Origin of the sequence: Acinetobacter sp. 40AMC3-4 (genome assembly GCF_049898185.1) — a bacterium.
Taxonomy (GTDB): Bacteria; Pseudomonadota; Gammaproteobacteria; order Pseudomonadales; family Moraxellaceae; genus Acinetobacter.
In genome coordinates this window covers 121501-146013 of the sequence record NZ_JAFCXG010000008.1, presented here as the reverse complement: position 1 = coordinate 146013, position 24513 = coordinate 121501, and the positions used below count along the sequence as shown (strand labels likewise).

25 protein-coding genes are annotated in these 24513 nt (G+C 43.5%); 14 read left to right on the top strand and 11 right to left on the bottom strand.

Annotated features, from left to right (window positions below; translation table 11 throughout):
• Positions 1-1106 (top strand): alkyl hydroperoxide reductase subunit F (ahpF, locus tag ACP7BU_RS11100; protein WP_425879868.1); only part of this gene is annotated, 1106 nt, incomplete at its 5' end.
• 250 nt (positions 1107-1356) lie between these two features.
• On the opposite strand, the gene ACP7BU_RS11095 is transcribed toward ahpF, so the two are convergent.
• From ACP7BU_RS11095 to ACP7BU_RS11085, 3 genes are all read right to left on the bottom strand, one after another.
• Complete coding sequence (locus ACP7BU_RS11095; protein ID WP_425879869.1) at positions 1357-1611, bottom strand: YfhL family 4Fe-4S dicluster ferredoxin; 255 nt, start codon at positions 1609-1611, stop codon at positions 1357-1359.
• A gap of 2 nt (positions 1612-1613) precedes the next feature.
• Positions 1614-3023: a tRNA 5-hydroxyuridine modification protein YegQ gene (yegQ, locus tag ACP7BU_RS11090; RefSeq protein ID WP_425879870.1), complete on the bottom strand. Its 1410-nt coding sequence runs from the start codon at positions 3021-3023 to the stop codon at positions 1614-1616.
• A 133-nt stretch (positions 3024-3156) separates the two neighbouring features.
• On the bottom strand, positions 3157-3567 hold the full coding sequence (locus ACP7BU_RS11085; RefSeq protein WP_253111915.1) for a Cd(II)/Pb(II)-responsive transcriptional regulator: 411 nt from the start codon (positions 3565-3567) through the stop codon (positions 3157-3159).
• 86 nt (positions 3568-3653) lie between these two features.
• Between ACP7BU_RS11085 and ACP7BU_RS11080 the strand changes: the two genes are divergently transcribed.
• The 3 genes from ACP7BU_RS11080 to ACP7BU_RS11070 all read left to right on the top strand — a co-directional run bounded on the left by ACP7BU_RS11080 (position 3654) and on the right by ACP7BU_RS11070 (position 4901).
• Entirely contained in the window at positions 3654-4277 is a 624-nt protein-coding gene (locus ACP7BU_RS11080) for a cation transporter (protein WP_005106481.1), read from the top strand.
• 171 nt (positions 4278-4448) lie between these two features.
• Positions 4449-4700 carry a hypothetical protein gene (locus tag ACP7BU_RS11075; protein WP_071851683.1) on the top strand — a complete coding sequence of 84 codons (252 nt, stop codon included), beginning with the start codon at positions 4449-4451 and terminating at the stop codon, positions 4698-4700.
• An 18-nt stretch (positions 4701-4718) separates the two neighbouring features.
• Entirely contained in the window at positions 4719-4901 is a 183-nt protein-coding gene (locus tag ACP7BU_RS11070) for a hypothetical protein (protein ID WP_005247454.1), read from the top strand.
• A 64-nt stretch (positions 4902-4965) separates the two neighbouring features.
• Here the strand turns inward: ACP7BU_RS11070 and ACP7BU_RS11065 are convergent, their stop codons facing one another.
• Entirely contained in the window at positions 4966-5745 is a 780-nt protein-coding gene (locus tag ACP7BU_RS11065; RefSeq protein WP_004279005.1) for a ferredoxin--NADP reductase, read from the bottom strand.
• Positions 5746-5850: 105 nt separating this feature from the next.
• On the opposite strand from ACP7BU_RS11065, the gene tsaA reads away from it, so the two are divergent.
• Positions 5851-6555 carry a tRNA (N6-threonylcarbamoyladenosine(37)-N6)-methyltransferase TrmO gene (tsaA, locus tag ACP7BU_RS11060; protein ID WP_425879923.1) on the top strand — a complete coding sequence of 235 codons (705 nt, stop codon included), beginning with the start codon at positions 5851-5853 and terminating at the stop codon, positions 6553-6555.
• Positions 6556-6607: 52 nt separating this feature from the next.
• On the opposite strand, the gene ACP7BU_RS11055 is transcribed toward tsaA, so the two are convergent.
• Together ACP7BU_RS11055 and ACP7BU_RS11050 are read right to left on the bottom strand one after the other, a co-directional pair.
• Entirely contained in the window at positions 6608-7642 is a 1035-nt protein-coding gene (locus tag ACP7BU_RS11055; protein ID WP_425879871.1) for a hypothetical protein, read from the bottom strand.
• A gap of 128 nt (positions 7643-7770) precedes the next feature.
• The gene (locus ACP7BU_RS11050; protein ID WP_425879872.1) at positions 7771-9024 is read right to left on the bottom strand and encodes an MgtC/SapB family protein; all 1254 of its coding nucleotides are present in this window, start codon (positions 9022-9024) and stop codon (positions 7771-7773) included.
• A gap of 209 nt (positions 9025-9233) precedes the next feature.
• Between ACP7BU_RS11050 and ACP7BU_RS11045 the strand changes: the two genes are divergently transcribed.
• From ACP7BU_RS11045 to ACP7BU_RS11030, 4 genes are all read left to right on the top strand, one after another.
• Positions 9234-10991, top strand: a complete 1758-nt coding sequence (locus tag ACP7BU_RS11045) for a GspE/PulE family protein (protein ID WP_425879873.1) — start codon at positions 9234-9236, stop codon at positions 10989-10991.
• A gap of 93 nt (positions 10992-11084) precedes the next feature.
• Positions 11085-11450, top strand: coding sequence for a NirD/YgiW/YdeI family stress tolerance protein (locus ACP7BU_RS11040; RefSeq protein WP_004645581.1), 366 nt, complete (start codon positions 11085-11087; stop codon positions 11448-11450).
• Positions 11451-11585: 135 nt separating this feature from the next.
• Positions 11586-12251, top strand: coding sequence for a response regulator transcription factor (locus tag ACP7BU_RS11035; RefSeq protein WP_004645580.1), 666 nt, complete (start codon positions 11586-11588; stop codon positions 12249-12251).
• Positions 12252-12255: 4 nt separating this feature from the next.
• A complete protein-coding gene (locus tag ACP7BU_RS11030; RefSeq protein WP_425879874.1) occupies positions 12256-13578 on the top strand; it encodes an ATP-binding protein in 1323 nt (440 codons plus the stop codon).
• Positions 13579-13665: 87 nt separating this feature from the next.
• Here ACP7BU_RS11030 and hemP read toward each other — a convergent pair whose 3' ends face one another.
• Complete coding sequence (gene hemP, locus ACP7BU_RS11025) at positions 13666-13836, bottom strand: hemin uptake protein HemP (RefSeq protein WP_004645578.1); 171 nt, start codon at positions 13834-13836, stop codon at positions 13666-13668.
• A gap of 138 nt (positions 13837-13974) precedes the next feature.
• Between hemP and ACP7BU_RS11020 the strand changes: the two genes are divergently transcribed.
• Complete coding sequence (locus ACP7BU_RS11020) at positions 13975-14874, top strand: NUDIX domain-containing protein (RefSeq protein WP_425879875.1); 900 nt, start codon at positions 13975-13977, stop codon at positions 14872-14874.
• A gap of 58 nt (positions 14875-14932) precedes the next feature.
• On the opposite strand, the gene ACP7BU_RS11015 is transcribed toward ACP7BU_RS11020, so the two are convergent.
• Together ACP7BU_RS11015 and mrcB are read right to left on the bottom strand one after the other, a co-directional pair.
• Complete coding sequence (locus ACP7BU_RS11015) at positions 14933-15478, bottom strand: tetratricopeptide repeat protein (protein ID WP_312584334.1); 546 nt, start codon at positions 15476-15478, stop codon at positions 14933-14935.
• A gap of 14 nt (positions 15479-15492) precedes the next feature.
• Positions 15493-17883, bottom strand: coding sequence for a penicillin-binding protein 1B (gene mrcB / locus ACP7BU_RS11010; RefSeq protein ID WP_425879876.1), 2391 nt, complete (start codon positions 17881-17883; stop codon positions 15493-15495).
• 191 nt (positions 17884-18074) lie between these two features.
• Here mrcB and ACP7BU_RS11005 point away from each other — a divergent pair, with 191 nt between their 5' ends.
• Both ACP7BU_RS11005 and ACP7BU_RS11000 read left to right on the top strand, forming a co-directional pair.
• Positions 18075-19013 (top strand): NAD(+) kinase, encoded by a 939-nt coding sequence (locus ACP7BU_RS11005; protein ID WP_004645573.1) that lies wholly within the window; start codon positions 18075-18077, stop codon positions 19011-19013.
• A gap of 3 nt (positions 19014-19016) precedes the next feature.
• Positions 19017-19289, top strand: coding sequence for a YeaC family protein (locus tag ACP7BU_RS11000; protein ID WP_004278992.1), 273 nt, complete (start codon positions 19017-19019; stop codon positions 19287-19289).
• An 82-nt stretch (positions 19290-19371) separates the two neighbouring features.
• On the opposite strand, the gene ACP7BU_RS10995 is transcribed toward ACP7BU_RS11000, so the two are convergent.
• The gene (locus ACP7BU_RS10995) at positions 19372-20373 is read right to left on the bottom strand and encodes a glycosyl transferase family protein (protein ID WP_425879877.1); all 1002 of its coding nucleotides are present in this window, start codon (positions 20371-20373) and stop codon (positions 19372-19374) included.
• Positions 20374-20780: 407 nt separating this feature from the next.
• Between ACP7BU_RS10995 and ACP7BU_RS10990 the strand changes: the two genes are divergently transcribed.
• The gene (locus ACP7BU_RS10990; protein ID WP_195725817.1) at positions 20781-22124 is read left to right on the top strand and encodes a dicarboxylate/amino acid:cation symporter; all 1344 of its coding nucleotides are present in this window, start codon (positions 20781-20783) and stop codon (positions 22122-22124) included.
• 159 nt (positions 22125-22283) lie between these two features.
• Positions 22284-23426, top strand: coding sequence for an acyl-CoA dehydrogenase family protein (locus ACP7BU_RS10985; protein WP_425879878.1), 1143 nt, complete (start codon positions 22284-22286; stop codon positions 23424-23426).
• A gap of 84 nt (positions 23427-23510) precedes the next feature.
• Here ACP7BU_RS10985 and ACP7BU_RS10980 read toward each other — a convergent pair whose 3' ends face one another.
• Positions 23511-24029, bottom strand: a complete 519-nt coding sequence (locus ACP7BU_RS10980) for a DJ-1/PfpI family protein (RefSeq protein WP_074383309.1) — start codon at positions 24027-24029, stop codon at positions 23511-23513.
• Positions 24030-24513: the final 484 nt, after the last annotated feature.

Below are 24513 nucleotides of genomic sequence, written 5' to 3'. Positions count from 1 at the left end.
ATGGGGCTTTCTTCCAGGACGAAGTCGAAGAGCGCAAGATCATGGCGGTGCCGATGGTATTCCAGGACAACCAGCATATCGGTCAGGGTCGTATGACGCTGGAAGAAATCATTGCCAAGTTGGACAGCAATGCCGCTACCAAAGATGCGGAAAAGCTGAATGCCAAAGATGCCTTTGATGTCCTGGTGATCGGTGGTGGTCCTGCAGGGAATACTTCTGCGATCTATGCAGCACGTAAAGGCATTAAAACCGGGATCGTGGCTGAACGCATGGGCGGTCAGGTCATGGATACCATGGACATTGAAAACTTTACGTCTGTACAGAAGACCCAAGGCCCTAAATTTGCTGCCGAGATGGAAGCCCACGTGCGTGAATATGGTGTCGACATCATGAACCTGCAACGTGTCTCTAATATCAAAGGTGCGGATGCAACGGCCAATGGTCTGGTGGAAGTGACTTTAGAGAATGGTGCCAGACTGGAGTCGAAAACCGTGATTCTTTCGACTGGTGCACGCTGGAGAGAGATGAACGTTCCGGGTGAGCAGGAATATAAAACTCGTGGTGTAGCCTACTGCCCGCACTGTGATGGTCCTTTGTTCAAGGGTAAACGTGTTGCGGTCATCGGTGGCGGTAACTCGGGGGTGGAAGCTGCGATCGACCTGGCAGGGATTGTAGAGCATGTAACTTTGGTGGAATTTGATACCAAATTGCGTGCGGATCAGGTGCTGCAAGACAAACTGAACAGCTTGCCGAACACCACCGTGATCAAGAATGCCTTGTCGACTGAAGTACTGGGTGACGGTGCACAAGTGACTGCACTGAAATACAAAGACCGTGCGACTGATGAAGAGCATACAGTTGAACTTGCAGGGATCTTCGTGCAGATCGGTTTGTTGCCAAATACGGACTTCCTGAAAGAAACCCCAGTTGAGCTGACCAACCGTGGCGAGATTGTGATTAACGACCGCAACGAAACCAATGTGAAAGGTGTGTTTGCGGCAGGTGACTGTACCACAGTGCCTTACAAGCAGATCATCATTGCGACCGGTGAAGGTGCCAAGGCATCACTGTCTGCTTTTGATTACATCATCCGTTCTGGGCAGTAAAAAAAATAGCACCTCGGTTCCCCAAAACCGAGGTGCTATTCTTATAAATACATTATTGTCGCTTTATAGGAACTCAGGACGCTAACACCCGAGTTCCTTTTTTTATATTTATTATTGGATCAGCCAAAAGTGTCCCCACGCACTTTCAGCTGTTCCTTTCCTCTGCACAGTTTTTGTTTTCAACCCTTATTTTTATACTTTCCCCAAGGTTGTCTTTACATAAAGCAATGTTTATTCCATCGCTTCATTTTTAAGATTTAAATAAGTTCAAACCCTTAAATTTTTCCAGTAATTGTTCTTGTGTTTCCCGATACTCCGGATGTGGAGTAATGCATTCAATCGGACAGACATCCACACAGGTCTGATGCTCATAAAAACCGACGCATTCGGTACAACGGTTCACATCAATTTCATAAACTTTCGCACCCTCATAAATCGCGTCATTCGGGCATTCCGGTAAACACATATCGCAATTGATGCATTTGTCGGTAATCAACAGTGCCATACTTAACTCGCCTGATAAGCCAGTGAAGATGCCGAAATATCCGCAGTCGAGCTTGGCAGATTACGAATCAGCAGGGCATATTGCATATCAACATCTGCCGGAACCGGAATCTCGACGATGTGACCTGAACCTTTGGCATCTTCGATCAGATTACCTTTTTTGTCTTTCATTTCGGTTAAAGTGAAAGTGATATTGCCTTTAGTCGTCATCAGTTCGAGTGAGTCACCGACGATAAAACGGTTTTTCACATCGATCTTGATGTAATCTCCATTACGCTCCAGCACTTCGCCACAGAAAATTTGATGATCAAAACTGGAAGAACCATGTTCATAATTCTGATATTCACTATGCACATGGCGGCGTAGGAAACCTTCGGTATAACCACGATTCGCTAAGCCTTCCAATTGTGTCATCAGTGATGGATCAAAAGGTTTACCCGCCAACGCATCATCAATCGCTTTACGGTAAATTTGAGCAGTACGGGCGCAATAGAAATAAGACTTGGTCCGGCCTTCAATTTTCAGTGAATGTACACCTACTTTGGTTAGGCGTTCTACATGCTGGACTGCACGCAGATCTTTAGAATTCATGAAATAAGTGCCATGTTCATCTTCTTCAGCAGCAAACATATCTTCATCATTCCGCTGCAATAGCACAGGCTCATCAAACTGATGTTGTTCTTGCATGTGCTGTTCATCAGCATCTTTAGAGCAGCAGCCTGAATCCAGATTTTTTACTGGAATGACATCACCGGTTTCATCTTCCTTGGCATCCAGAACTTTATATTCCCAGCGGCAGGCATTGGTGCAGGCACCCTGATTGGCATCACGTTTATTCATATAACCGGACAGCATGCAACGGCCAGAGTAGGCCATACACAATGCGCCATGTACGAATACTTCAATCTCCATATCAGGCACTTGCTGTTTGATTTCTGCAATTTCTTCAATGGATAGTTCACGTGACAGAATGACACGGGTCAGCCCCATGTTTTTCCAGAATTTCACGGTTGCCCAGTTCACGGCGTTGGCCTGAACCGACAGGTGAATATCTATCTCTGGAAAATGTTCACGCACCAGCATGATCAGACCTGGATCGGACATGATCAGGGCATCTGGCTGCATCGCGACCACAGGTTCCAAGTCACGAATAAAATTTTTCAGCTTGGAGTTATGTGGCTGGATATTGACCACCATATAGAATTTTTTGCCTAGTTCGTGCGCTTCTTTGATGCCAATCGCTAAATTGTCATGGTCAAATTCATTATTACGAACCCGCAGGCTATAGCGCGGCTGGCCGGCATAGACTGCATCTGCACCATAAGCAAAAGCGTAGCGCATATTTTTGAGTGAGCCAGCTGGTGAGAGAAGTTCAGTAACGGTGGTAATGCTCATGATCAAATCGAAAGACATATAAAAAGTACGGCTTTATTCTAATCATCTGGAATTTGGATTCAACCTAGTAAATCACTCGGAAATACGCGATTTGGAGGTAAAACAAAGTTCTTTTTTAAGTAAAGAATTCTCCATAAAATATCTTCAATATTCAGTCATTTTCAGGGTTTTCAAGCGTTTTTAAAATCTGGCAATGATCAATAGTGGTTGGGGTGTTGCAACTTTCTCTCAGTGTGATCAGTTGCCGTTCAAATATTTGTAATTCTTTAATTTTATTTGAAATATCTAAAAGATGCTGATCAATCAATTGGTTTACGGCACAGCATTCCTGATCCGGATTTTGTTCAAGTTGAATCAGGGTTTCAATCTCTTTTAATGACATGTCTAAGGCACGGCAACGCTTGATAAAAAGCAGTCTTTTTAATGCGTCTTCACCATAATAACGATACTGATTACTTGCTCGAAAATTCGGCTGAATAAAGCCTTTTTTCTCATAAAAACGTAGGGTATCAGTGCTTAGACCAGTCTTTTTGGCCATTTCTGAAATCAAATAAACTGACATATCGCCCTCATGCTTGACCTTGGAGTTAGTCCATAGTTTCTAATCAATTTATCGTATTTTATATAAAAAATCATTGGGGGAATGATATGGCTTGTAGTTGTAGTCCTGAACCGGCACCCATCAAGCCCAACAGCAAATTTAGAACAGCGCTATGGATTGCCTTGCTGGTGAACTTGACTTTATTTGTAGTAGAGCTGATCGGTGGTGCATATGCACATTCATCGGCCTTGTGGGCAGACGCGCTAGATTTCTTTGGTGATGCCGTCAATTACGGGATTTCTTTGGCTGTACTTGGTGCGAGTCTGTATTGGCGGGCAACAGTCGCTTTGGTAAAGGGGATGACCATGGCATTGTTTGGTCTGGTAGTGATTGGCAAAGTGATTTACGCCTATCTGCAAGGTATTCCACCTGAAGCACTGACAATGGGCCTGATTGGTGTGCTGGCCTTAGTAGCGAATGTATTTACAGCAGCAATTCTTTATGCTTTTCGTGAAGGTGATTCCAATATGCGGTCGGTCTGGCTCTGTAGTCGCAATGATGCAATTGGCAACTTTGCGGTCATTTTGGCAGCCGTAGGCGTATTTGGTACAGGCAGTCTTTGGCCGGATATTATTGTGGCTGTAATTATCGCTACACTCGGCATCACATCAGGTTATCAAGTGATTAAGCAGTCTCTGGAAGAAAGATCACTTAAACATAAATCCAGCTAATTTTTATATTTAAAGCTGTCCTGCAGGGCAGCTTTTTATTTATTTCCATTTTTATAATATTTGAAAAATAAAGCTTTACAAATTAATAAATTAAATTAGAATCTCTGGCGAAATTCAGAAAATATACATAAATTTTAATAATTTAGTTTTTTGCATCGTGCGAGGGTTAATGTGAATTTAATTAAAATTTTTTCAATATTGGCAATATCGGGGCTAGCCGCTTGTAGTTCCAAAGTCGTGACTTATGATGCAACAGGAAAAATCATCGGTTCATGTATGGCGACGCGTGGCCTACTTTCGACCGCAAGTGCACATTGTAGTGGTTCAGGCGATGCCTTGGGTGTGAATTATAATACGCCAAATGCTGCTACGGGCCTATTACCAACGCCACCAAGCCAAAATCAGATTAATTTAAAACCGTAAATAATAAAGGGGAATATCATGAAATTATCGGCACTTATTGCACTCGTAGTGACTGTTATATTGACGGGCTGTGCATCGTCAGTGACTACATTTGACTCTCATGGCCGTATGATTGGTTCATGTAAAGCGCAAACGGGTTTCATCATTGCAGGTGGCGCAGGCTGTTCAGGTTCTGCAAACCAGGAAGGTCGCGATCGTTAATTATTTAGTGATGGTTCCAATAAAAAACCGGACTTAAAAGTCCGGTTTTTTAGTTTAGCAAATCTTATTTTTCTACAAATGCACGTTCAATCACGTAGTCACCTAGAACGCCCATTTTTGGAGATTCTTTCAGACCGTGTTGGTCAAGAAGCGCAGCAACGTCATCTAGGAATGCCGGGCTACCACATAACATGGCACGGTCAGTTTCCGGGTTGAAACGTGGCAGACCGATTTTTTCAAACAGTTCGCCGGTTTCAATCGCAGTCGTAACACGACCTTGGTTTGGATATTCTTCACGGGTTACGGTTGGGTAATATACCAATTTTTCTTTCGCGCCGAGTTCAGAGAAGAATTCATGATTTGGCACTTCATTCAGGATCAAATCTTGATAAGCCAGTTCTGAAATGAAACGGGTACCGTGAACTACGATAATCTTTTCAAAACGCTCGTAAGTTTCAGGATCGCGAATAGTCGACAGGAACGGTGCAAGACCAGTACCAGAAGAAAGCAGGTAAAGATTTTTACCTGGGTTCAAGTCATCAAGTACCAATGTACCTGTTGGCTTTTTAGAAACCAAAATGTCATCGCCGACTTTTACTTTCTGTAAAATCGAAGTCAGTGGACCATCAGGCACTTTAATTGAGAAAAATTCTAACTCTTCTTCGTAGTTTGCGCTTGCAATTGAATATGCGCGCATTAACGGCTTGCCATTGACTTCAAGGCCGATCATTACAAACTGACCGTTTTTAAAACGCAAAGCAGTGTCACGAGTCGTTTTAAAAGAGAATAAAGTATCATTCCAGTGGTGGACGTGAGTAATCTTTTCGACGTTAAAAGCAGCCATTAAAGGTCTCAATAAATTATCAAATTAGAACAGCTTGCTATTCTAATCTAAATTCATTCTCGATAAACTGAATATATTTAATTGAGCTTATCAAAAAAAGTGATGATGACTGAACTGAAGCTGCCGATAATTGGTTATATTCGCTCTCCCTATAAAGAAAAATTTGGTATTCCTCGTCAGCCGAATCTGGTTCAGGTCGAAAGCTATATCGAAATGGTCGGGCCTTATAATGACCTGCTCGCCTTTGAGGGAATTGAAGAATTTAGTCATCTTTGGCTGATCTGGCAATTTCATGACAATAAAAACCAGGACAATAGCCAGTTTCGTCCACAAGTGCGTCCGCCACGTTTGGGCGGTAACAAGAAAATAGGCGTGTTTGCTACACGCAGCATGTATCGTCCATCACCGATTGGTTTATCTGTGGTCAAACTCAAAGAAGTGAGAAAGGTTGGCAAGCATGTTCAGGTGTATGTCACGGGGAGTGATTTGCTGGATGGCACGCCAATTATGGATATCAAACCTTATATTCAATATTCGGATGCTATCATCGAAGCACAAAGTGGTTATGCACAGGATGAACCATCACGTAAAACCGTCATCTGGTGTGATGAAGCGGAGCAGCAAAAGCAACAATTACTAGGAAATGGAAAAATTTCTGTGCAGACGATTCAGGAACTAGAAGCTGTCTTATCTTTAGATCCAAGACCAGCGTATCAGGAAGATGAAGAACGGGTATATGGGATGAAGTTTGCTGATTTAGATGTGAAGTTTAAAATAGGTGATAACAAGGTGAAAATACAGGAACTTTAAGTTCCTGTATTTCTTAAATGATTTAGCTACCAACCAAGACAAATGATAAAAATTACTTACTGGTCACATTATTCATCTGTTTTTTAATCTCATTTGATGCGACATCGTTAAATGCATTGCATGCATTTTGAGTTAAGTTATAAAGTTCTTGGCGAAATTTTTTCTCATTATTATCTTTTGCCGAAGTTATCAAACTTTGAAGTTCTGATAGCAAGTTTTTGAAATCATATTCTTTTCCTGCTGGATGATAATCCACTTCATAATATTTACTTTTATATTCTGCGAGACCCCATTGCTGATCTTCTCGGAGATCTAAATAAGCAATTGCGTCTTTAAAGGTTTTTTTAGAATAGTTTTTACTATCGGTGGATACATTCGCCCATTCTGTTTTTAAGTAATCTTGTATATCTTCTTCAAGTGAATATTTATAGAGCTCAATATATTCTTTTGAATTTGAAATATCTTGAAATTGAATGCATTTTGAGTTTTCTGGGAATTTTGCATCACTTGTTAAGGTATAAAATTTTTCACCTAATTCCCCCATTGTATAGGTATCAAGTAAATTATATTTAAGTGTTAAATAATTAATAGGACTAAGTAGTGGAGCAATATTTTTACCACTAATATCAATTTCTTTAAATTTAATGGTCGTTTGAAGATCTTTTGAGTTAATAGAGGAGTATGGTGCTAGTTGCCATGTAGTAGCATTTGTTCTTATTACTCCATTTAACTGTCCATATTTAGTATGGATATTGCCTGTATCATATAATCCATTCTCGGTTAAAGAGAATGTATCGCTTTCATCCCAACCTGTGGTTTCTTCAACTTTAAAGTATAAATTTCCTTGATCAAAAGTACTTTGCTCAATTTCATAATCTAAAGTTGAATCAGAATATTCATCAATGAAAAATGTAGTCCATTGTTGAAATGAGGGTGTGCTAAGTTCAAGACTGCCTGTGCCTGTGCCTGTGCCTGTGCCTGTGCCTGTGCCTGTGCCTTCATTTGATGATTCAGAAGATGAGCCTCCGCCACATGCACTTAACATGAATGCACTAAAAATTGCGAATGATAAAGTCTTAAATTTCATAAATACCCTATAAAAATTATATTAATTCAATTGTTTTTTAAAAGTTAAGCCATCCGATTATAACTATAAAATATTGAAATAAAACCTAGTAAAAATATAAAAATTAATTAGTTAGAAATATTTAATAATTAAAAGACCATCCACCACAAAACCCCAATCAACACTGCCATATGCAAAATCTGCACAGGCGCAAAATAAAGGACAAACTTCCAGCCACCGGTCAAAGCTGCATTGGCTGACTTGGCCAGGGCATGAGCACCCAGACCTAAAAGCAGGGCATAAATCAGACGCATATTTGAAGGATCGCCTTGAACGACGACACTGGCCATCGCGGCATGAATCTCGAATAAAGAGGCGAGCAAGGTCCCGGCCAGTAAGCCGGCATCCCCGAGCCAGACCTCCAGTCCGTAAACTCCAGCCTGAATCAATGTTAATGTGACTGCAATAATCACGGCTTCTTTTAAGCTGAACATTTGGCTGTCTGATGATTCCATGCTCGGAGCCGGTTTCGCCTTGCGCAGTAATAAAAATGCACAGGCTGCCAGAAGGATTACGGCAACTAAAGACGGTAAGAGCAGGATTTTCAACCAGCTCCATGATACGCCTCCAACCACAATCAATAGCAGCACGATAGTCGAGATACAGGACATCAGCGCGGCGCCGGCATTCGATCGTGCATCCATTTCACCTTTACGGACCTGTAAGCCCAACTGTGCGATGGTGGCTGTACTGGAAACAAAACCGGAAGCGATGGAGGACAGCATCAGGGCATTTTTAGTCGAGAAAAAGCGTTTCGCAATATGCGCCAAAGCTTGTACCACTAAAATTAAGGTCAGTAATTTTAAAATAAGATAAGGGTTAAGCACTTCGCCCCAAAAAGGCCGGTCAGGGGTCAGCGGCAGACCAATCAAAATTAAGGCCAGTAATAATAGTCCATCCCTAAATTCGGCTTCTTTAATCCATTTTCCGGCAATATTGTGCATGGTATGTTTGGCCATCAAAATACCGGTTAAGAGCACAGAAAGACCGGCTGCCAGAGGAATATTCCACAAACACATGGCGCCAATAAAATAGGTCATCACAAATGCAAGCTCTGTGGTAATGCCCGGGTCATCTGGCTGATTTTTGATGGATAAAATGACCATACCACCCACGATCAAAGCACCTATTACAGCAATCACGATTCCAAAAAGGAAACACAGTGCGCCCAATAAAGCACAGATCGCAAAGGAACGTAAGCCGGCAAAACTCGGCTGCTGCTCACGTTGCTTATGCCGTTCCCGCTCCAGACCAATTAGCAGGCCGCAGCCCAATGCCGAGGTGAGTATCGTGAGCAGTTCATGAAAAGAATGCGCATGCAGGGGAACCGCAGTCAGATCCATCTGTGACCTCAGCAAGCTAAGAGTTGATTATTTAAAAATATATGTGATGAGATCAGGTTTGCATAGATTAAAAATGTTGCGGTAACGATCAAATCCATTCTTTACTTTCTTTTTGAGATTGAAATAGAAACGTACATTCGATAGGTCGAGAGCATGCGAAAAACTGCAAAAACTTGTTATAGTGGAGGCAAGTTTGGGGACTGATAATAATGAAATTTGACTTTGAAATGGATACGGCATGGTGTCTAGACCAACTCTTTAAAGACGGTAAGATCAGTGAACGCGACCGGATGCTGGTACAAACCACTCATCGGCAACGTGAACAATTAAAATGGCACCCTTTACAGTGGATTGCCAATTTTAATCTGGTCGATCAGTCCCATCCTCAAACGACGTTGACCCTGAACCGTTTATGTCAGTGGCTGGCAGAAAAAACCGGATTGATGTTCTATATCATTGATCCGCTCAAAGCTGATGTACAGGCATTGACCCATGTCATGTCGCAGGAATATTCACTGCGCAACCGTATTCTGGCGGTAGAAATTCAGGCAGACAAAGTTCTGATTGCTACAGATCAGCCTTATAAAACTGAATGGATGTCGAATCTCGAGCAGAATATTGCACCAAAAAAAATACAACGGGTATTACTGAATCCAGAACAATTACAACGTTATATTACTGAATACTATCAAGTCAGTCGTGCAGTTAGTGGTTCACAAAAATCGTCTGCCTATGACCGGGAAAATAAGGGCGTCGAAGCCTTGCTGCAACTGGGCGATTCCCAGAATCCGGATGCCAATGACCAGCATATTGTCAAACTGGTGGACTGGGTGCTGCAATTTGCTTTTGAACAAGGTGCCAGTGATATTCATATGGAACCACGTAAAGACACCGGCAAGATCCGTTTCCGGATTGATGGGGTGCTGCATACGATTTACAACATGCCGGCCAATACATTGACCGCCGTCATTTCCCGAATCAAGATTCTGGGCCGGATGAATGTGGCGGAAAAACGTAAGCCACAGGATGGCCGCCTGAAAACCCGGACACCTAAAGGACAGGAAACTGAACTGCGTCTGTCGACCTTGCCGACCGCCTTTGGTGAAAAACTGGTGATGCGTATTTTCGATCCGGAAGTGCTGGTGAGAAGCTTCCAGCAACTCGGTTTTGAAGGCCATTTGCTCAATGACTGGAATAATCTCACCAGTCACAGTCATGGTATTATTCTGGTGACCGGCCCAACCGGTTCCGGTAAAACTACTACGCTTTATTCAACCTTGAAGCAGCTGGCGACTGAACAGGTCAACGTCTGTACCATTGAAGACCCGATCGAGATGCTGGAACCCAGCTTTAACCAAATGCAGGTCAATAATGGTATCGATCTTGGCTTCGCTGACGGCGTGCGCGCACTGATGCGTCAAGATCCGGACATTATCATGGTCGGGGAGATCCGTGATCAGGACACTGCCAATATGGCCATTCAGGCCGCATTGACCGGTCACCTGGTTCTCTCAACTTTACATACCAACGATGCGCCGTCGAGTCTGACCCGTCTGCATGATCTGGGCGTACAGCCATTTTTGACAGCAGCAACCATCTTGGGTGTTCTGGCTCAACGTCTGGTACGTAAGCTGTGTCCGCACTGCAAACAGGAAAGCTTCCTGAATGAACAGGAATGGCAGCATCTAGCTACGGATTATCCTTTGCCGCGACCGGAATTTGTCTTTAAGGCGGTGGGCTGCGAAGAATGCCGGCATACCGGCTATAAAGGCCGTATCGGGATTTATGAGATTATGCCATTGAGTCTGACCACCAAACAGCTGATTGGTGCCGATGCCAACCTGAACCAGCTGCGTCAGCAGGTTAAAAAAGAAGGGGTAGAGCCGCTCAGAATTGCCGGGGCACGCAAGATTCTGGAAGGTGTGACCACGCTTGAAGAAGTCCTGAGAGTTGTGCCCTTAAATTAATTTTGAAAATGAAGCAATCTTAAGATTCAATTCATCTTCGGCTGTTTTAATAGCATCATCGAAACAAGGCAAGACTTTAAAGAGGTAATTGCGATGAAAATGATGATAAATACGGTTTTGGCAGCTGCATTGATGGGTTCTATCGCGACGGCTACGATAGCAAGTAGCGACACTGCTGTGAATCAGGCTGCTTTTGCTAAATCGACCACAGTCAAACAGGCACTGGCCATGAAAGATGACAGTAAGGTTCAGCTTAAAGGTTATGTCGTGAAAGCGGTCGGTGATGAAAAATACCAGTTCCGAGACAGCACAGGAACTATTACTGTTGAGATTGATGATGAACTTTGGCAAGGCAAACCGATTTCAGCCAAAACACCGGTAATCATCACAGGTGAAATCGACATTGATTATAAACCGGCAAAACGTGTTGAAATTGAGGTTGATCAGGTTCGTTTCTAATATCGCCTGATTTGCTGAAATCAATTTGAACACAGCGACAAGAAACCACATGCAAGTTACCAAAAAGCATGTGGTTTTTTTGAGTCTGGAACTTTTTCAAGGCAAGATAGAACAAGGAAGCAAACGGAGCAGAATATGCGTATTCTTTTGGCGGAAGATGATCAGTCTCAGGCAGACAGTATCCAGACTTGGCTGGAAATGGACGGTTATGTGATTGATCGGGTAGAGCGTGGTGATCATGCGATCCTAGCGATTGAGCAGCATAAATATGACTGTATTCTGCTGGATCGTGGCCTGCCGAATGCCACTGGAGATGACATTCTGAAAATTTTGCGCAGCCAACATCAAGATACGCCGGTGATTTTTATTACGGCCAAAGACAGTATTGATGACCGGGTTGAAGGTCTGGATTTAGGCGCGAATGATTATCTGGTCAAACCTTTTAGTCTGGAAGAACTTTCGGCCCGAGTTCGTGCCCAACTCAGACAGAAACAGCAAACACCGAATCATATCCTGCAATGGCAGGATCTCAGTCTGGACACTCAAGCCAAGACCCTAACTAAAGAAGGTCAAGCTGTGAATCTGACTGCGAAGGAATTTCAAATTCTATACAAGCTGATGCAGCAGCCTGAACATATTGTCACCCGTGAACAGCTGGAAGAATCGCTGTACGCTTGGGGTGATGAAATTGAAAGTAATGCCATTGAAGTATTTATCTATCAGTTACGTAAAAAAATTGGCAGCCAGATGATCAAGACCATTCGCGGTCTGGGCTATCGCATGCATAAGGCTGAGGCTTAACCCCATGTCGGCTGCTATTTCCCTGCAAACCCGGCTAATTAAACATGCGCTGTTCAGTTCCATCTTGGCCGGAATATTGGCCTGGCTGCTGTTATTGGGAATTTCCAGTTATCAGGCCAGTCAGCTGCATGATGAATTAATGGAGCAGATTTCTGAGTTGCTGCTTGGCGATGTCACCCAGGCCAAAGGCACCCAGGTGGATGAGCTCAGTGAACAGTTTGATATCCAGTATGCCTTGTTGCTGGATCAGCAGGTACTGACAACTTCGATTGATGATGAATTAATTAATCCCATTCCAAAAGCACAGAACAACGGCTTCCAGTTTGCTTATGAGAATGGTCGTTTTATCCGCATCCTGACTGCGGAAGATGACGACCTTCAGGTCAAAATCATACAACCGCTTTCAGTACGTTTCGATGAGCTCTGGCAAACCACATTGGGCTTTGCCGGGATCTTATTCATTTTATGGCTAGTGCAATGGCTGATTTTGCGTGTTGCGATCAGACGCCAGTTACGGCCATTAAACAAGATTTCCCGCGCAATCGGTTCCAAGACTGCTCAGGATCTGAGTCCTATCAAAACGCCTGATCCTGAAATCACTGAACTGCAACCGATTATTCGCCAGCTGAATGCCATGCTCGGCCGGCTAGAAAAGTCACTGGCTGCCGAACAGCGTTTTACTGCAGATGCTTCGCATGAGCTGCGTTCGCCACTGTCTGCGATTCAAATGCGGCTACAGGTTTTAAAACGCAAATATCAAGATGATCCACAACTACCTCAGGCATTGCAGTTGATCCAGAATGATGTCAACCGCGGTACGCAGGTACTGGAAAATTTACTTTTACTGGCGCGACTTGATCCGGAGCGCACAGAGCAATTACCAACGCAAACGATTAATCTTAAAAATCTGGTTCAGGAGGCTTTGCAGGCATTGCAGCCTTTTGCAGAAGAAAAAGACATTCATTGGAATCTAAACCTTGAAGATGCTGTGATTGAAGCGAATCAGGAGCTGATCTTTAGCTGTATCCGCAATCTGGTCGACAATGCCATTCGTTATACGTCGCCGCAGGGACAGGTCGAGATCAGGACAGTCATTCAGCAGCATCAGATACAGTTGCTGATTGAAAATTCAGGAGAGGGGATTGCTGATGATGTGCTGGAACGACTAGGTGAACGTTTCTATCGAGCCTTAGGGACTCGCACTCAGGGTTCAGGTCTAGGTCTGTCCATTTGCCAGAAAATTATGGCACTGCATGCAGCTAAAATTGACTATGCGCCGTCGGATCTGGGCGGACTTAAAGTGTTATTGAGTTTTAAGCTTGAATAGCAAATCTCATGATCAGAAGATTAAAAAGCAGTATGCGCTGATTCATACTGCTGCTTCCCACGTTTGTTATTATTAGAACTGATTTAATTATTTGGTCAGAATAAGACGGTTATTGCGGGTCAGACGCAAGCGGTATTCTTCGCCGGCATGCATGATCCGGATTTCACGACCCAGTGCAAAAAGATTGTTGGAGTGCAGCATTGGCAAAGCATGGTGAGTATCATTGTTACGGGTAAATAAGCTAAATGGGGCGTTCATTCCGTCGACTCCGTGGTGTGTTTTGGATTGATTTAAATGATAATCATTATCGAATAGGTCTGTCAACGAAATATTGAGCAATTTATAAAAAACTCTAATTTGCTTACAATCTGTAAAACTTCAACGGTTCTGTACATCATGACTAAAGCTACGATTCATGTCGCAATTGCGCTTTTATTTCATCAAAATCAGGTTCTAGTCGGCTGGCGTGAAGCCAAGCAGCATCAGGGCAATAAATATGAATTTCCAGGCGGAAAAGTTGAACAGGGTGAATTACCAGTCGAAGCTTGCCGCCGCGAAGTGATTGAAGAGGTCGGTGTTGATATTGAACGCTGGCATGCCTCTGATTTTATTTCTCATGAATATGAAGATCTCATCGTCAATTTGCATATTTTCCATGCTTTAGTACAGCCTGCTCAACTGGCTGAAATCAAACAGCCTTGGCGCTGGTACAGCCGGGAAGAACTTGGTCAGCTGAATTTTCCGAAAGCCAATCAGTCCATAATTCAAAAGCTGCAATGGCCGCAGCGCATCAAGATTGCTGAAGATCTGGATATCTTATCAAGTCTGGATACAGATCAAATGTTGTATTGGCGCGTGGAAGCAACGCCTGAACGGATCATGCAAGTACAGCAATATCCGGTAGATCAACTCTCCAAGTTAATCATTAATCAGCAGCTTTGGTCACAACTGAATGAATTGCAGCAGCAGACGATTCGCACGATTCATCTAAAACAGACTCAATTGATGGACTTGAAACAAGGCGAACTTAAATCTGGCTATCGTTATCTGGCAGCTTGTCATGACCTGACCGCTTTAATGCATGCAGAACAGATCGGCTGTGAAGCGGCTTTACTCAGTCCGGTACTGGCGACAGCGACTCATCCAGAAACACCTGCGCTAGGCTGGGAACAATTCAAGCAAATGGCAGAGCAGGTACAGATTCCGGTTTTTGCTTTAGGCGGAATGAAGACTGATGAGCTCGATTATGCAAAAAGCCAGCATGCTTATGGCATTGCCGGCATTCGCTATATTTAGACGCTATATCTAGAAAATACGCTTTCTATTAGTAAGTCAGTTTCTATAGAAAATTATCTTAAAGCTTTTTCAGTGCCTGTTGAGCTTGCTGAATCGCTTTGGCATTTTTCCGCAACTGAGCAGATTTAAGGCGCACTTGCCAAAGCTGCTTTTTCATGACACTAGATTGTGCATAACTCAGGCCACGTAAGGCAAAAGCATCGGCGCTTGCTGGCTGATTTTTACGGTTGGCGATCATGCCCAAGTATAAATAGGTTTCTGGTGCCTGAGGGGCCAGTCGCTGTGCCTGAGTTGCAGCAGCTTCAGCTTGAGCAAATTGCTGCTTGGTATAGGCCTGCTGGGTTTGCTGCATCAGACTCTTGAAGGCCGGCAAATTACGGCCATCATCAAACTTTTGGCTTTTCGGCTTCTGTTCAGGAATGACAATTTTCTGACGTTTGATGTCAGGACGGTCATAAGGCGTAATCACGACGCCGTCTGGTGTTTTTGCCTTAGGTTTTTCCGTCGCAGGCTTGGCGGGGCTAACTGGCTTTTTTGGCTCGGAGATACTTTGGCAGCCCACCAGACTGAGGATGAGCAAACCAGGGAGGATTTTTCTTAACATAAACATAGACTCAATTAATGGCTATAACTTCCACTGGCGATAATACGGGTTTCGCTCTCAAGATCGCGTTCTATTTCTGTTTCACTTTCTTGTATATAGCGACTCATATCATCCTGTTCAGTATCAGATGGCGCAGGTTCTGAATCAATATCATAAGGTTCCGTCGCATAATGCGAGATGCCGCAGGCAGTTGCCTGATTTGGCAGGGCATGACGCGAAATCGGGATATACATGGCGCCTTCACAGCCTTGTGCCGATAAATGACCGGTATAACGATCCAGCCAATGCCATTCGATTTCATTCGGCTGTGGCAAATTCACCGGTTTCTGGCGCAACTGTTTCATGACATTGGTCCACACGGGCAGGGCACCTGAAGAACCGGTCAAGCCAGTGACTTTGTTGTCATCCAGACCGAGCCAAACCACGGTCATATAATTACCTGAGTATCCGGCAAACCATGAGTCACGGCTGTCATTCGTGGTACCGGATTTGCCGGCAAGATTCAGACTACGTGGTAAGCTGTTATAGGCTGCACGACCTGTACCATTCGACATGACCTGTTGTAAGCCATAATTCAGAGCATAAGCAGAAGCCGGATCAATGGTCGGTTGCACACTCAGGCTATAACGATCCAGAGAGCGGCCGTTGGCATCCACCACAGAGCGAATCGCTTTGGTTGGGTATTTAAAGCCGCCTGTAGCAAAGTTGCCGTAAATATTCATCACTTCCATCGGGGACATATCTACCGCACCTAAGTAAATCGACGGATAAGATGGAATATCTGAAGTTACACCAAATTTTTTCAGATGATTAATAAAGGTAGACAGGCCAAATTCTTGTGCTAAACGCACAGTGGACAGGTTATAAGATTGCGATAAGGCTTGTGACATTGGAATGACACCATGTCCACGACCACTATAGTTTTTCGGTGTCCAGGTTTTGCCGTCACTCTTAATGCTGATTTCACTGTCTTCAATCGGGCTCGCCCAATGATAACGGTTCGATTCCAGTGCACTCAGGTAGATCACAGGCTTTAACAGGGAACCAACCTGACGCTTGGCATCGACTGCACGGTTAAAGCCGGTAAAATCTTGAGTAGAACCTACTGCGGCTACCAGCTCACCATTTTCCGGATGCGATACCAATACCGCACCTTGTAAATCTTTCAGGCGACCCGGATTGGATTTACTTAAACGCGCCACCGTCTCTTTAAAGCTGTCCTGAATTCTGGTTTGGGCTAAAGGATCTAAAGTGGTGAAAATTCGCAGACCCTGATTGGTCAGATCGGTTTCCTGATAATCTGTGCGTAATTGACGACGTACAATATCCAGAAAATCCGGGAAGCGGGCAGGGCCTAAAGTCGGTTTTGAAATGACATTTAACTGACGTGCGGTTTCTTTTTCATATTGTTCCTGAGTCAGATAGCCCATCACCAGCATATTATTCAGGACGATATCACGGCGTTTTTTTGCACTTTCAGGATTGCGCCATGGGTTATATAGACTCGGACCTTGAACCAGACCAACCAGAAATGCTTGCTGGGAAATATTCAGTTCACGCAGTGGCAGGCCAAAATAAAACTGCGATGCCAGACCATAACCATTAATAGAATAGTTACCATTCTGGCCCAGATTCACCTCATTTAAATAAGCTTCCAGAATTTCATTCTTGTCATAATGCAATTCAATCAGCATCGCCATAAAGGCTTCATTTACTTTACGTTTTAAGGTGCGCTCCGGGGTCAAATAGAAATTTTTAACCAATTGCTGGGTCAAGGTTGAGCCACCCTGACGTTTACCACCGGTAATATTGCTGACTACGGCACGTGCAATACCACGCGGTGAAACCCCATGATGCTCATAGAACTTACGGTCTTCGGTCGCGATCAGCGCTTCGATCAAGGGCTTAGGCACTTTATTTAGCTTGATCAGCACACGGTCTTCGTTATGCTGCGGATAAATCCCACCAATTAATAAAGGTTCTAAACGCGCAATCCCGCTTGAAGACGGTTTGGTTGCGCTGACTTCTGCAATCTGTTCACCGCTGAAACTGACTTTCAATATTTGTTCCGGTTCAACCCGGTCACCAAAATCAAAGCCGCGTGTATGCACATACAGGGTATTACCCGTGGTGACAAAGTTGCCTGATTTAGTATAACTATCCGAATTTTTATAACCGAGTAATTTTAATTCTTGTTGGAAATCCTGCAGGCTGACTGGGGCATTCACGTACACTTCCATCGGACGTGCGAAGACCTTGGCCGGAATATCCCAGCGCTGACCTTCAAACTTGTCGCGTACAATATTGTCTAATCTAATCAAATAGATACTAAATGCTACAAAGATAGAAATGACAATAATAGAAAAAATTAAGGCAAGAAACCCCATGCCACGTTCAGATTTCATAAATACTTATAAGATCCTGTGAAATTGTGCTAATCATGCGAAGCTTTTCATTATTTTGCAATATTTAATCAAGAAATGCGCTTAAAATTAAAATGAAACCCCACAATTTCTCCTTAATTCGAATATATTTCAAATAATTTCCTACCTATGAAGCACTGTTATAAATTGTCATCCAGGTATAGCTTAATGTTATGATAAGCAGGATTCGTAGCGGAGCGACGACACTGGTGCAAATTTCCCATAAGACCTTTCGAAATATCGGGTTAATAGGACGTCCTGATAAATCGTCGGTGGTTGAAACCTTATGCCTTATTCACGATCATCTTCTCAATCTAGGCCTACATCCAGTTTTTGATGCAGCGACAGCTGAACTTGTTCCCTATCAAAATACCCAAACCGTCAGTCGTGCCTTATTGGGTGAGGTGGTGGATCTGGTGATTGTCGTGGGCGGTGACGGTTCGCTGTTACATGCAGCACGCGCCTTGGTCAAGTACAATACCCCGGTAATCGGGGTTAACCGTGGTCGTCTGGGGTTTTTAACGGATATCAAGCCGACCGAAGTGATCTTCAAGCTGGATCAGGTATTAAAAGGTGACTTTCAGACTGAGCGACGTTTTTTACTCGAAGTTGAAATTCGCTCCAAAGGTGAAGTGATTTACGATGCCATTGCCCTAAATGATGTGGTGCTACATTCAGGGAAATCGGTGCATATGATCGATTTTGAGCTGAATATTGATGGGCAATATGTCTATCGTCAGCACAGTGATGGCCTGATTGTCTCTACGCCGACTGGTTCTACAGCTTATGCGCTTTCTGGTGGTGGCCCGATCGTACATCCAAGTATGGATGCGATTGCCTTGGTACCGATGCATCCGCATACCTTGTCTTCACGCCCGATTGTGGTCGGTGGACATAGTGAAATTAAATTATTGATTCGTGAAAATCGCGTACTGCCGATGGTTAGTGCGGATGGACAACACAGTGTGTCTTTGAATGTGGGTGATAGCGTCCATATTCGCAAGCATCCCTTTAAACTGAATCTTCTGCATCCACCGGGTTATGACTTTTATAATGCCTGTCGAACCAAACTGGGGTGGAATCAGGACTTTGATTATTTTAAGCAGGATTAAATCATGAATATTGAACAAATGCTTGCCGTACTCAATCCTGAGATTGTTGAACGCCTAAGAACAGCAGTCGAAATTGGAAAGTGGCCAAACGGTGTAGCCTTGACACCAGAACAACGTCAGACCTGTATGCAGGCAGTGTATGCCTGGGAAATGAAAAACCTGCCTGAAAATGAGCGCAGCGGTTATATCGATCGCGGTACTAAAGAAGAGGGTGAAGAGTGTGATGATGATCATCACAAGAATGAACCTGAATTCAAGCCGATTCGTTTTGTTTAAGGCTTAATTCCCAGCCAATAGCAATACAATTAAAAAAAGCATTGTTCATTCACTGAACAATGCTTTTTTCTTTTGTACAAGATTAAACCGTGTGACGATTCGCCCATAAGGTTTTGGCTTTTTGCATCGCAGCTTCAAAGCTGCCACACACGCCCATGGTATATAGCGCAATGCCCATGGTTTCTATCACTGCAATCTCGCCATACTCATGGCTTTGCTGACCATTCCAGACAGCCTTGAATAGCGCTAGATCCAGTTTTTCTTCAATAGGACTGCGGTTATCAGTGAGCTTTGGCAATTCATGCTCATAGAGCAGGCCATCTTTAATGCCACAGATGAGCGTTTTGGCATCCGGATTACGCTCGAATTCGCCCCCTTCACCTTTAATCACGGCACTATTTTTATAGCCCAAGCGGAAAGCTGCTTGCTGATGCGAACCACGATATGCTGGATGGAAAATGGCTTGCAGGGTCGCTTTGGCATTAAAGGGATTGATCAGACGCGCCAGGGTATGAATTGGGGAGCGTAAGCCCATGACATTACGCAGCGCAATCAAGTCTGCAAGAATCGGAGAAATTACTTCTAACGGTATGTAAGCAAAATGCTGTTGTAGAAGTTGCTGTTCAACCTCGGCATCATTTTGACAGATTGGATAGCCTAAGTAAGTCAGCACCTGTTCGGTGTAAACGCGGTTCATGGTATGGCCCGAGGCACCATGCATCACAATATTATAACCATGCTTGGCCAGTGTCAGGGCTGCCAGAATAAACCATGGATAATGCTTGCGCTTGCCCGCATATGAAGACCAGTCCAGATCGACATCCAGTTTTTTGAAACTCAGCTGGTCACGTGTCGCCTGTACAAAACCGGCCAACTCATCTACAGATTCTTCCTTGACCCGCAATAACATCAAGAATGCACCTAACTGCACATCCAGCACTTCATTTTTCAAAATCATACTGAAGGCTTGATAGGCTTCATCATAGCAGAGAGAGCGGGCGCCATTTTTCCCTTTACCCACAATGCGTACATATTGGGCAAAGGGATGTTCGAAATCTTTATAAATATTTCTTTTGGTATTCATAACTTTTTACAGCTTGCAGAAAATATTAATGTCAAGGGAGAGGGTGAAAATCCATAAACATTTCAGTATACGTAAAACAATCAGTTAAATCTGATTATCGACTAATGTCTAATCTATTCTGGTTAAAACATAAACAAGCGCATAATAAGTTATGCACATTTAGTATGAATATTCGGTAAAATTTAGGCAATTTTTAGAGTCTGTTTAATTTTTCTTAATCTCTTTCTCCCATTTAATACTTTGGTCTGATGCTGAGTGTCAGATTCAATGCATGGCTGATTATCATTTTGAACATTCTCTTGAGCCTTTTGAGATTTGATCCGGTTCACCCTGAGAAGGGATGAAGAGGTCAGTATATTTCTCAAAATGGTCTTTCTTATTTTTGATATCGTTCAAGTAGATTTATTATGGCGAAACAACCAATTTATAAGTCACTGTATTTTCAAGTGATTGTGGCCATTATCGCAGGTATTCTGGTCGGGCATTTTTCGCCTAGTGGTACGCAAATTATCAATGGCGTAGAACAACATGTCCCTGGCTTGGGTGAACAGCTTAAACCGCTTGGTGATGCATTTATCCGTCTGATTAAAATGATCATCGCACCTGTGATTTTCTGTACCGTGGTGAGCGGTATTGCGGGTATGGAAAGCATGAAATCAGTCGGTAAAACTGGTGGTGTTGCTTTACTTTACTTCGAGATCGTATCTACGATTGCTTTGGTCATCGGTCTGGTCGTGATTAACATCGTCAAGCCTGGCGTGGGCATGAACGTTGATCCTGCTTCACTGGATACCAGTGGCATCAGTAAATATGTTGCTTCAGGTGAGTCACAATCGACTATCGACTTCCTGATGAACATTATTCCAAATACGGTTGTGGGCGCATTTGCAGAAGGAGAAATCCTGCAGGTTCTATTGTTCGCGATCATCTTTGGTTTTGCACTGCATAAGCTGGGTGATCAAGGCAAGCCAGTCCTGAAACTTATTGACCAGATTTCACATGTATTCTTCAACATCGTGAACATGGTGATGAAACTTGCTCCAATCGGTGCATTTGGTGCGATGGCCTTTACCATTGGTAAATATGGTATTGGTTCTCTTGCTCAGCTGGCACAGTTGATCATTTGTTTCTATGTCACCTGCGTACTGTTTATTTTCATCGTATTGGGCTCAATTGCGCGTTTTGCTGGTTTCAGTATCATGAAGATGATCCGCCTGATTCGCGAAGAACTTCTGATTGTACTGGGGACGTCATCTTCAGAATCAGTACTGCCACGTATGTTGAAGAAACTGGAACTTGCCGGTGCTGAAAAATCAGTGGTAGGTCTGGTGATTCCAACTGGTTATTCATTTAACCTGGATGGTACGTCGATTTACTTGACGATGGCTGCAATCTTTATTGCGCAAGCAACCAATACGCAACTTGACTTGTCTCATCAAATTACCCTGCTTCTGGTACTTCTGATCTCATCTAAGGGTGCGGCAGGCGTGACTGGTTCAGGCTTTATTGTGATGGCGGCAACTTTGGCTGCTGTAGGGAATATTCCTGTTGCAGGTCTGGCATTGATTCTCGGTATCGATCGTTTCATGTCTGAAGCTCGTGCCTTGACCAATCTGGTCGGTAACTCTTTGGCGACTTTAGTGGTTGCGAAATGGGTGGGCCAGTTAGATATGGACAAGCTGAACTATGCTTTAGCAAATCCTGCAGAAATTGACGAAAAAATGGCACAAGAAGGCAATAACGCTCACTAATTTTGAGTCTGTCTTTCATGTCTAAAAGGGAAGCTTCGGCTTCCCTTTTTTATTGACTGTGAAGTTAGTAAAAAGATGAATGCCGGCACATGACAGGGAGCAGGAAAGTCGATAGTCTGTGAAAAGGAAACTAAAATGATAAACAACAAGGACAATAGAATGCTTGCCTACGATGCCGATCTAGAATTATTCCGCGATAATTTTAAACGCTTTATGAACGAACATGTCGCACCGTACTACGACCGGTGGGAACGTGAAGGTCTGATGCCGCGTTCAGTCTGGAATGCACTCGGTGAAAATGGCTTCTTGTGTGTCGATGTTCCAGAAGAATATGGTGGCTATGGGGTGCCGACCGATTATTCCTTGATGCTGATCGAAGAATCTGCACGTGCCGGATACAGTGCCATTGCCACAGGTCTGTCTTGTCATTCCGATATTGCAGCACCGTATATCCTGCGTATTGGTACTGAAGAACAGAAAAAATACTGGTTACCAAAAATGGTCACCGGTGAAGTGGTCGGTGCGATTGGCATGACCGAGCCAGGTGCAGGTTCAGATTTGCAAGCCATGCGTACTAGTGCCATCTTGCAGGATGAATATTATCTGTTAAATGGCTCAAAAACCTTCATTTCCAATGGTCAGCATGCTGACTTGGTAGTGCTTGCGGTCAAAACCGATCCTCAAGCCCGAGCTAAAGGCGTTTCATTGCTGCTGGTCGATACCCATCTGGAAGGCTTTAAAAAAGGCACTAATCTGGACAAGATTGGTCTGCATGCTCAGGATACGTCTGAACTGTTCTTCGACAATGTTAAAGTGCCAAAGGACCAATTACTGGGTCAGCCGGGACAGGGATTTGCTTACCTGATGCAGGAATTGCCACGTGAGCGTACCGCCATCGCTGCCACCGCTCTAGGCGCCATTCGTGGCTCGATCGATGTGACCACACAATATGTGAAAGAGCGTCAGGCTTTTGGTCAGGCGATCGGTCAATTCCAGAATACTCGTTTTGTGTTGGCGCAAGCGAAAATTGATGAATTGGCAACTGCAGCATTTTATAACCAGAATCTTGAGCTTTATATGCAAGGGAAGCTGGATGTAGAAACTGCAGCGGCATTGAAAAGTTTTTCTACCGATATGCAGATGAAAATCGCGGACAATCTCCTGCAATTATTTGGGGGTTATGGCTATATGACTGAATATCCAATTTCACGTTTCTTCGTTGATGCGCGGATTCAGCGGATTTATGGTGGTACTAATGAAATCATGAAAGAGATAGTGGCACGTGGTCTGTTAGGACGTTAATAGCTCACTCATAAAAAAAGAGTCCCGAAGGACTCTTTTTTATAGGGGAGAACATGGCCAAGATGGGAAATATTTTTTAAGACTTTATGATTTTAAGACATCCAAACATTCATGAATAAAAATGGGTAAATCATTGGGTAGACGCGATGAAATCAACTGATTATTGTCATTCACCAGTTCTACATCATAATAGGTTCCACCCGCATGCTGTACGCGACTCGCATGCGCCCGGATACTGGTAATAATCCGATTTTTCAGCACATCTGCTTCACACAGTAATAAGGATGCATCACATAAACTGAAAATAGCTTTTTTGGCCTGATTGAAGGCATGGATGAACTGTAGCACCCGAACATCGGTAGAGAGAGAAACCGCAGATTCGCCCCCTGGAATCAGCAAGGCATCAAAGTCATCAATACTGATTTGTTCGATACCACGGTCGATGGTCACGGCAGAACAGCCATGCAGCCCATAGACCACTTTGCCTGCGTTAAGTTCGATATTGCAGACGCTATGATGGGCAGCCAGCAAGGCAGCCACTGGCTCTAGGTATTCTTGGTCTTCAAAATTATTTGTTATAAGTACTGCTATTCTTTTTGGCATGATTGATCCCCCCAACTCATGATTTAAATTAGACTAGCTGTTAAAGGTTGAAAAAACGTCTCCACTTTGTAACAGAGTAGTAATTTCATGTAAAAAATTTAGGAAAATCAATATTAAATAAGAGAGATGAGCGTGAGGAGCGTGCATTTTATTGTGAAAGATATCTCAGATTTTAATAGGTCAAAAAAGACAAGTACAAAGCTATTATTTTAATTTTCTTATGCTTAAAACCGCTATATAGATTAAGAAATAGTGATATTTCATATTCATTAAAATCAGTTAAGATGGACAGGCTAAGTTTACAATTTGATAATGTAAATCAAGCCAAAATGCTGAACTAAATGTTACCAGATATGACTAAAAGCGATGAGTGGTTAAAACCAACTGTCTGTTTTTAAGACTTAATCTAGCAATGTCATATTGCGTAACATTTTAAAGCTCACTATTGTTATACTGAACAGATAAGGTTTATGAAGGGCGACAT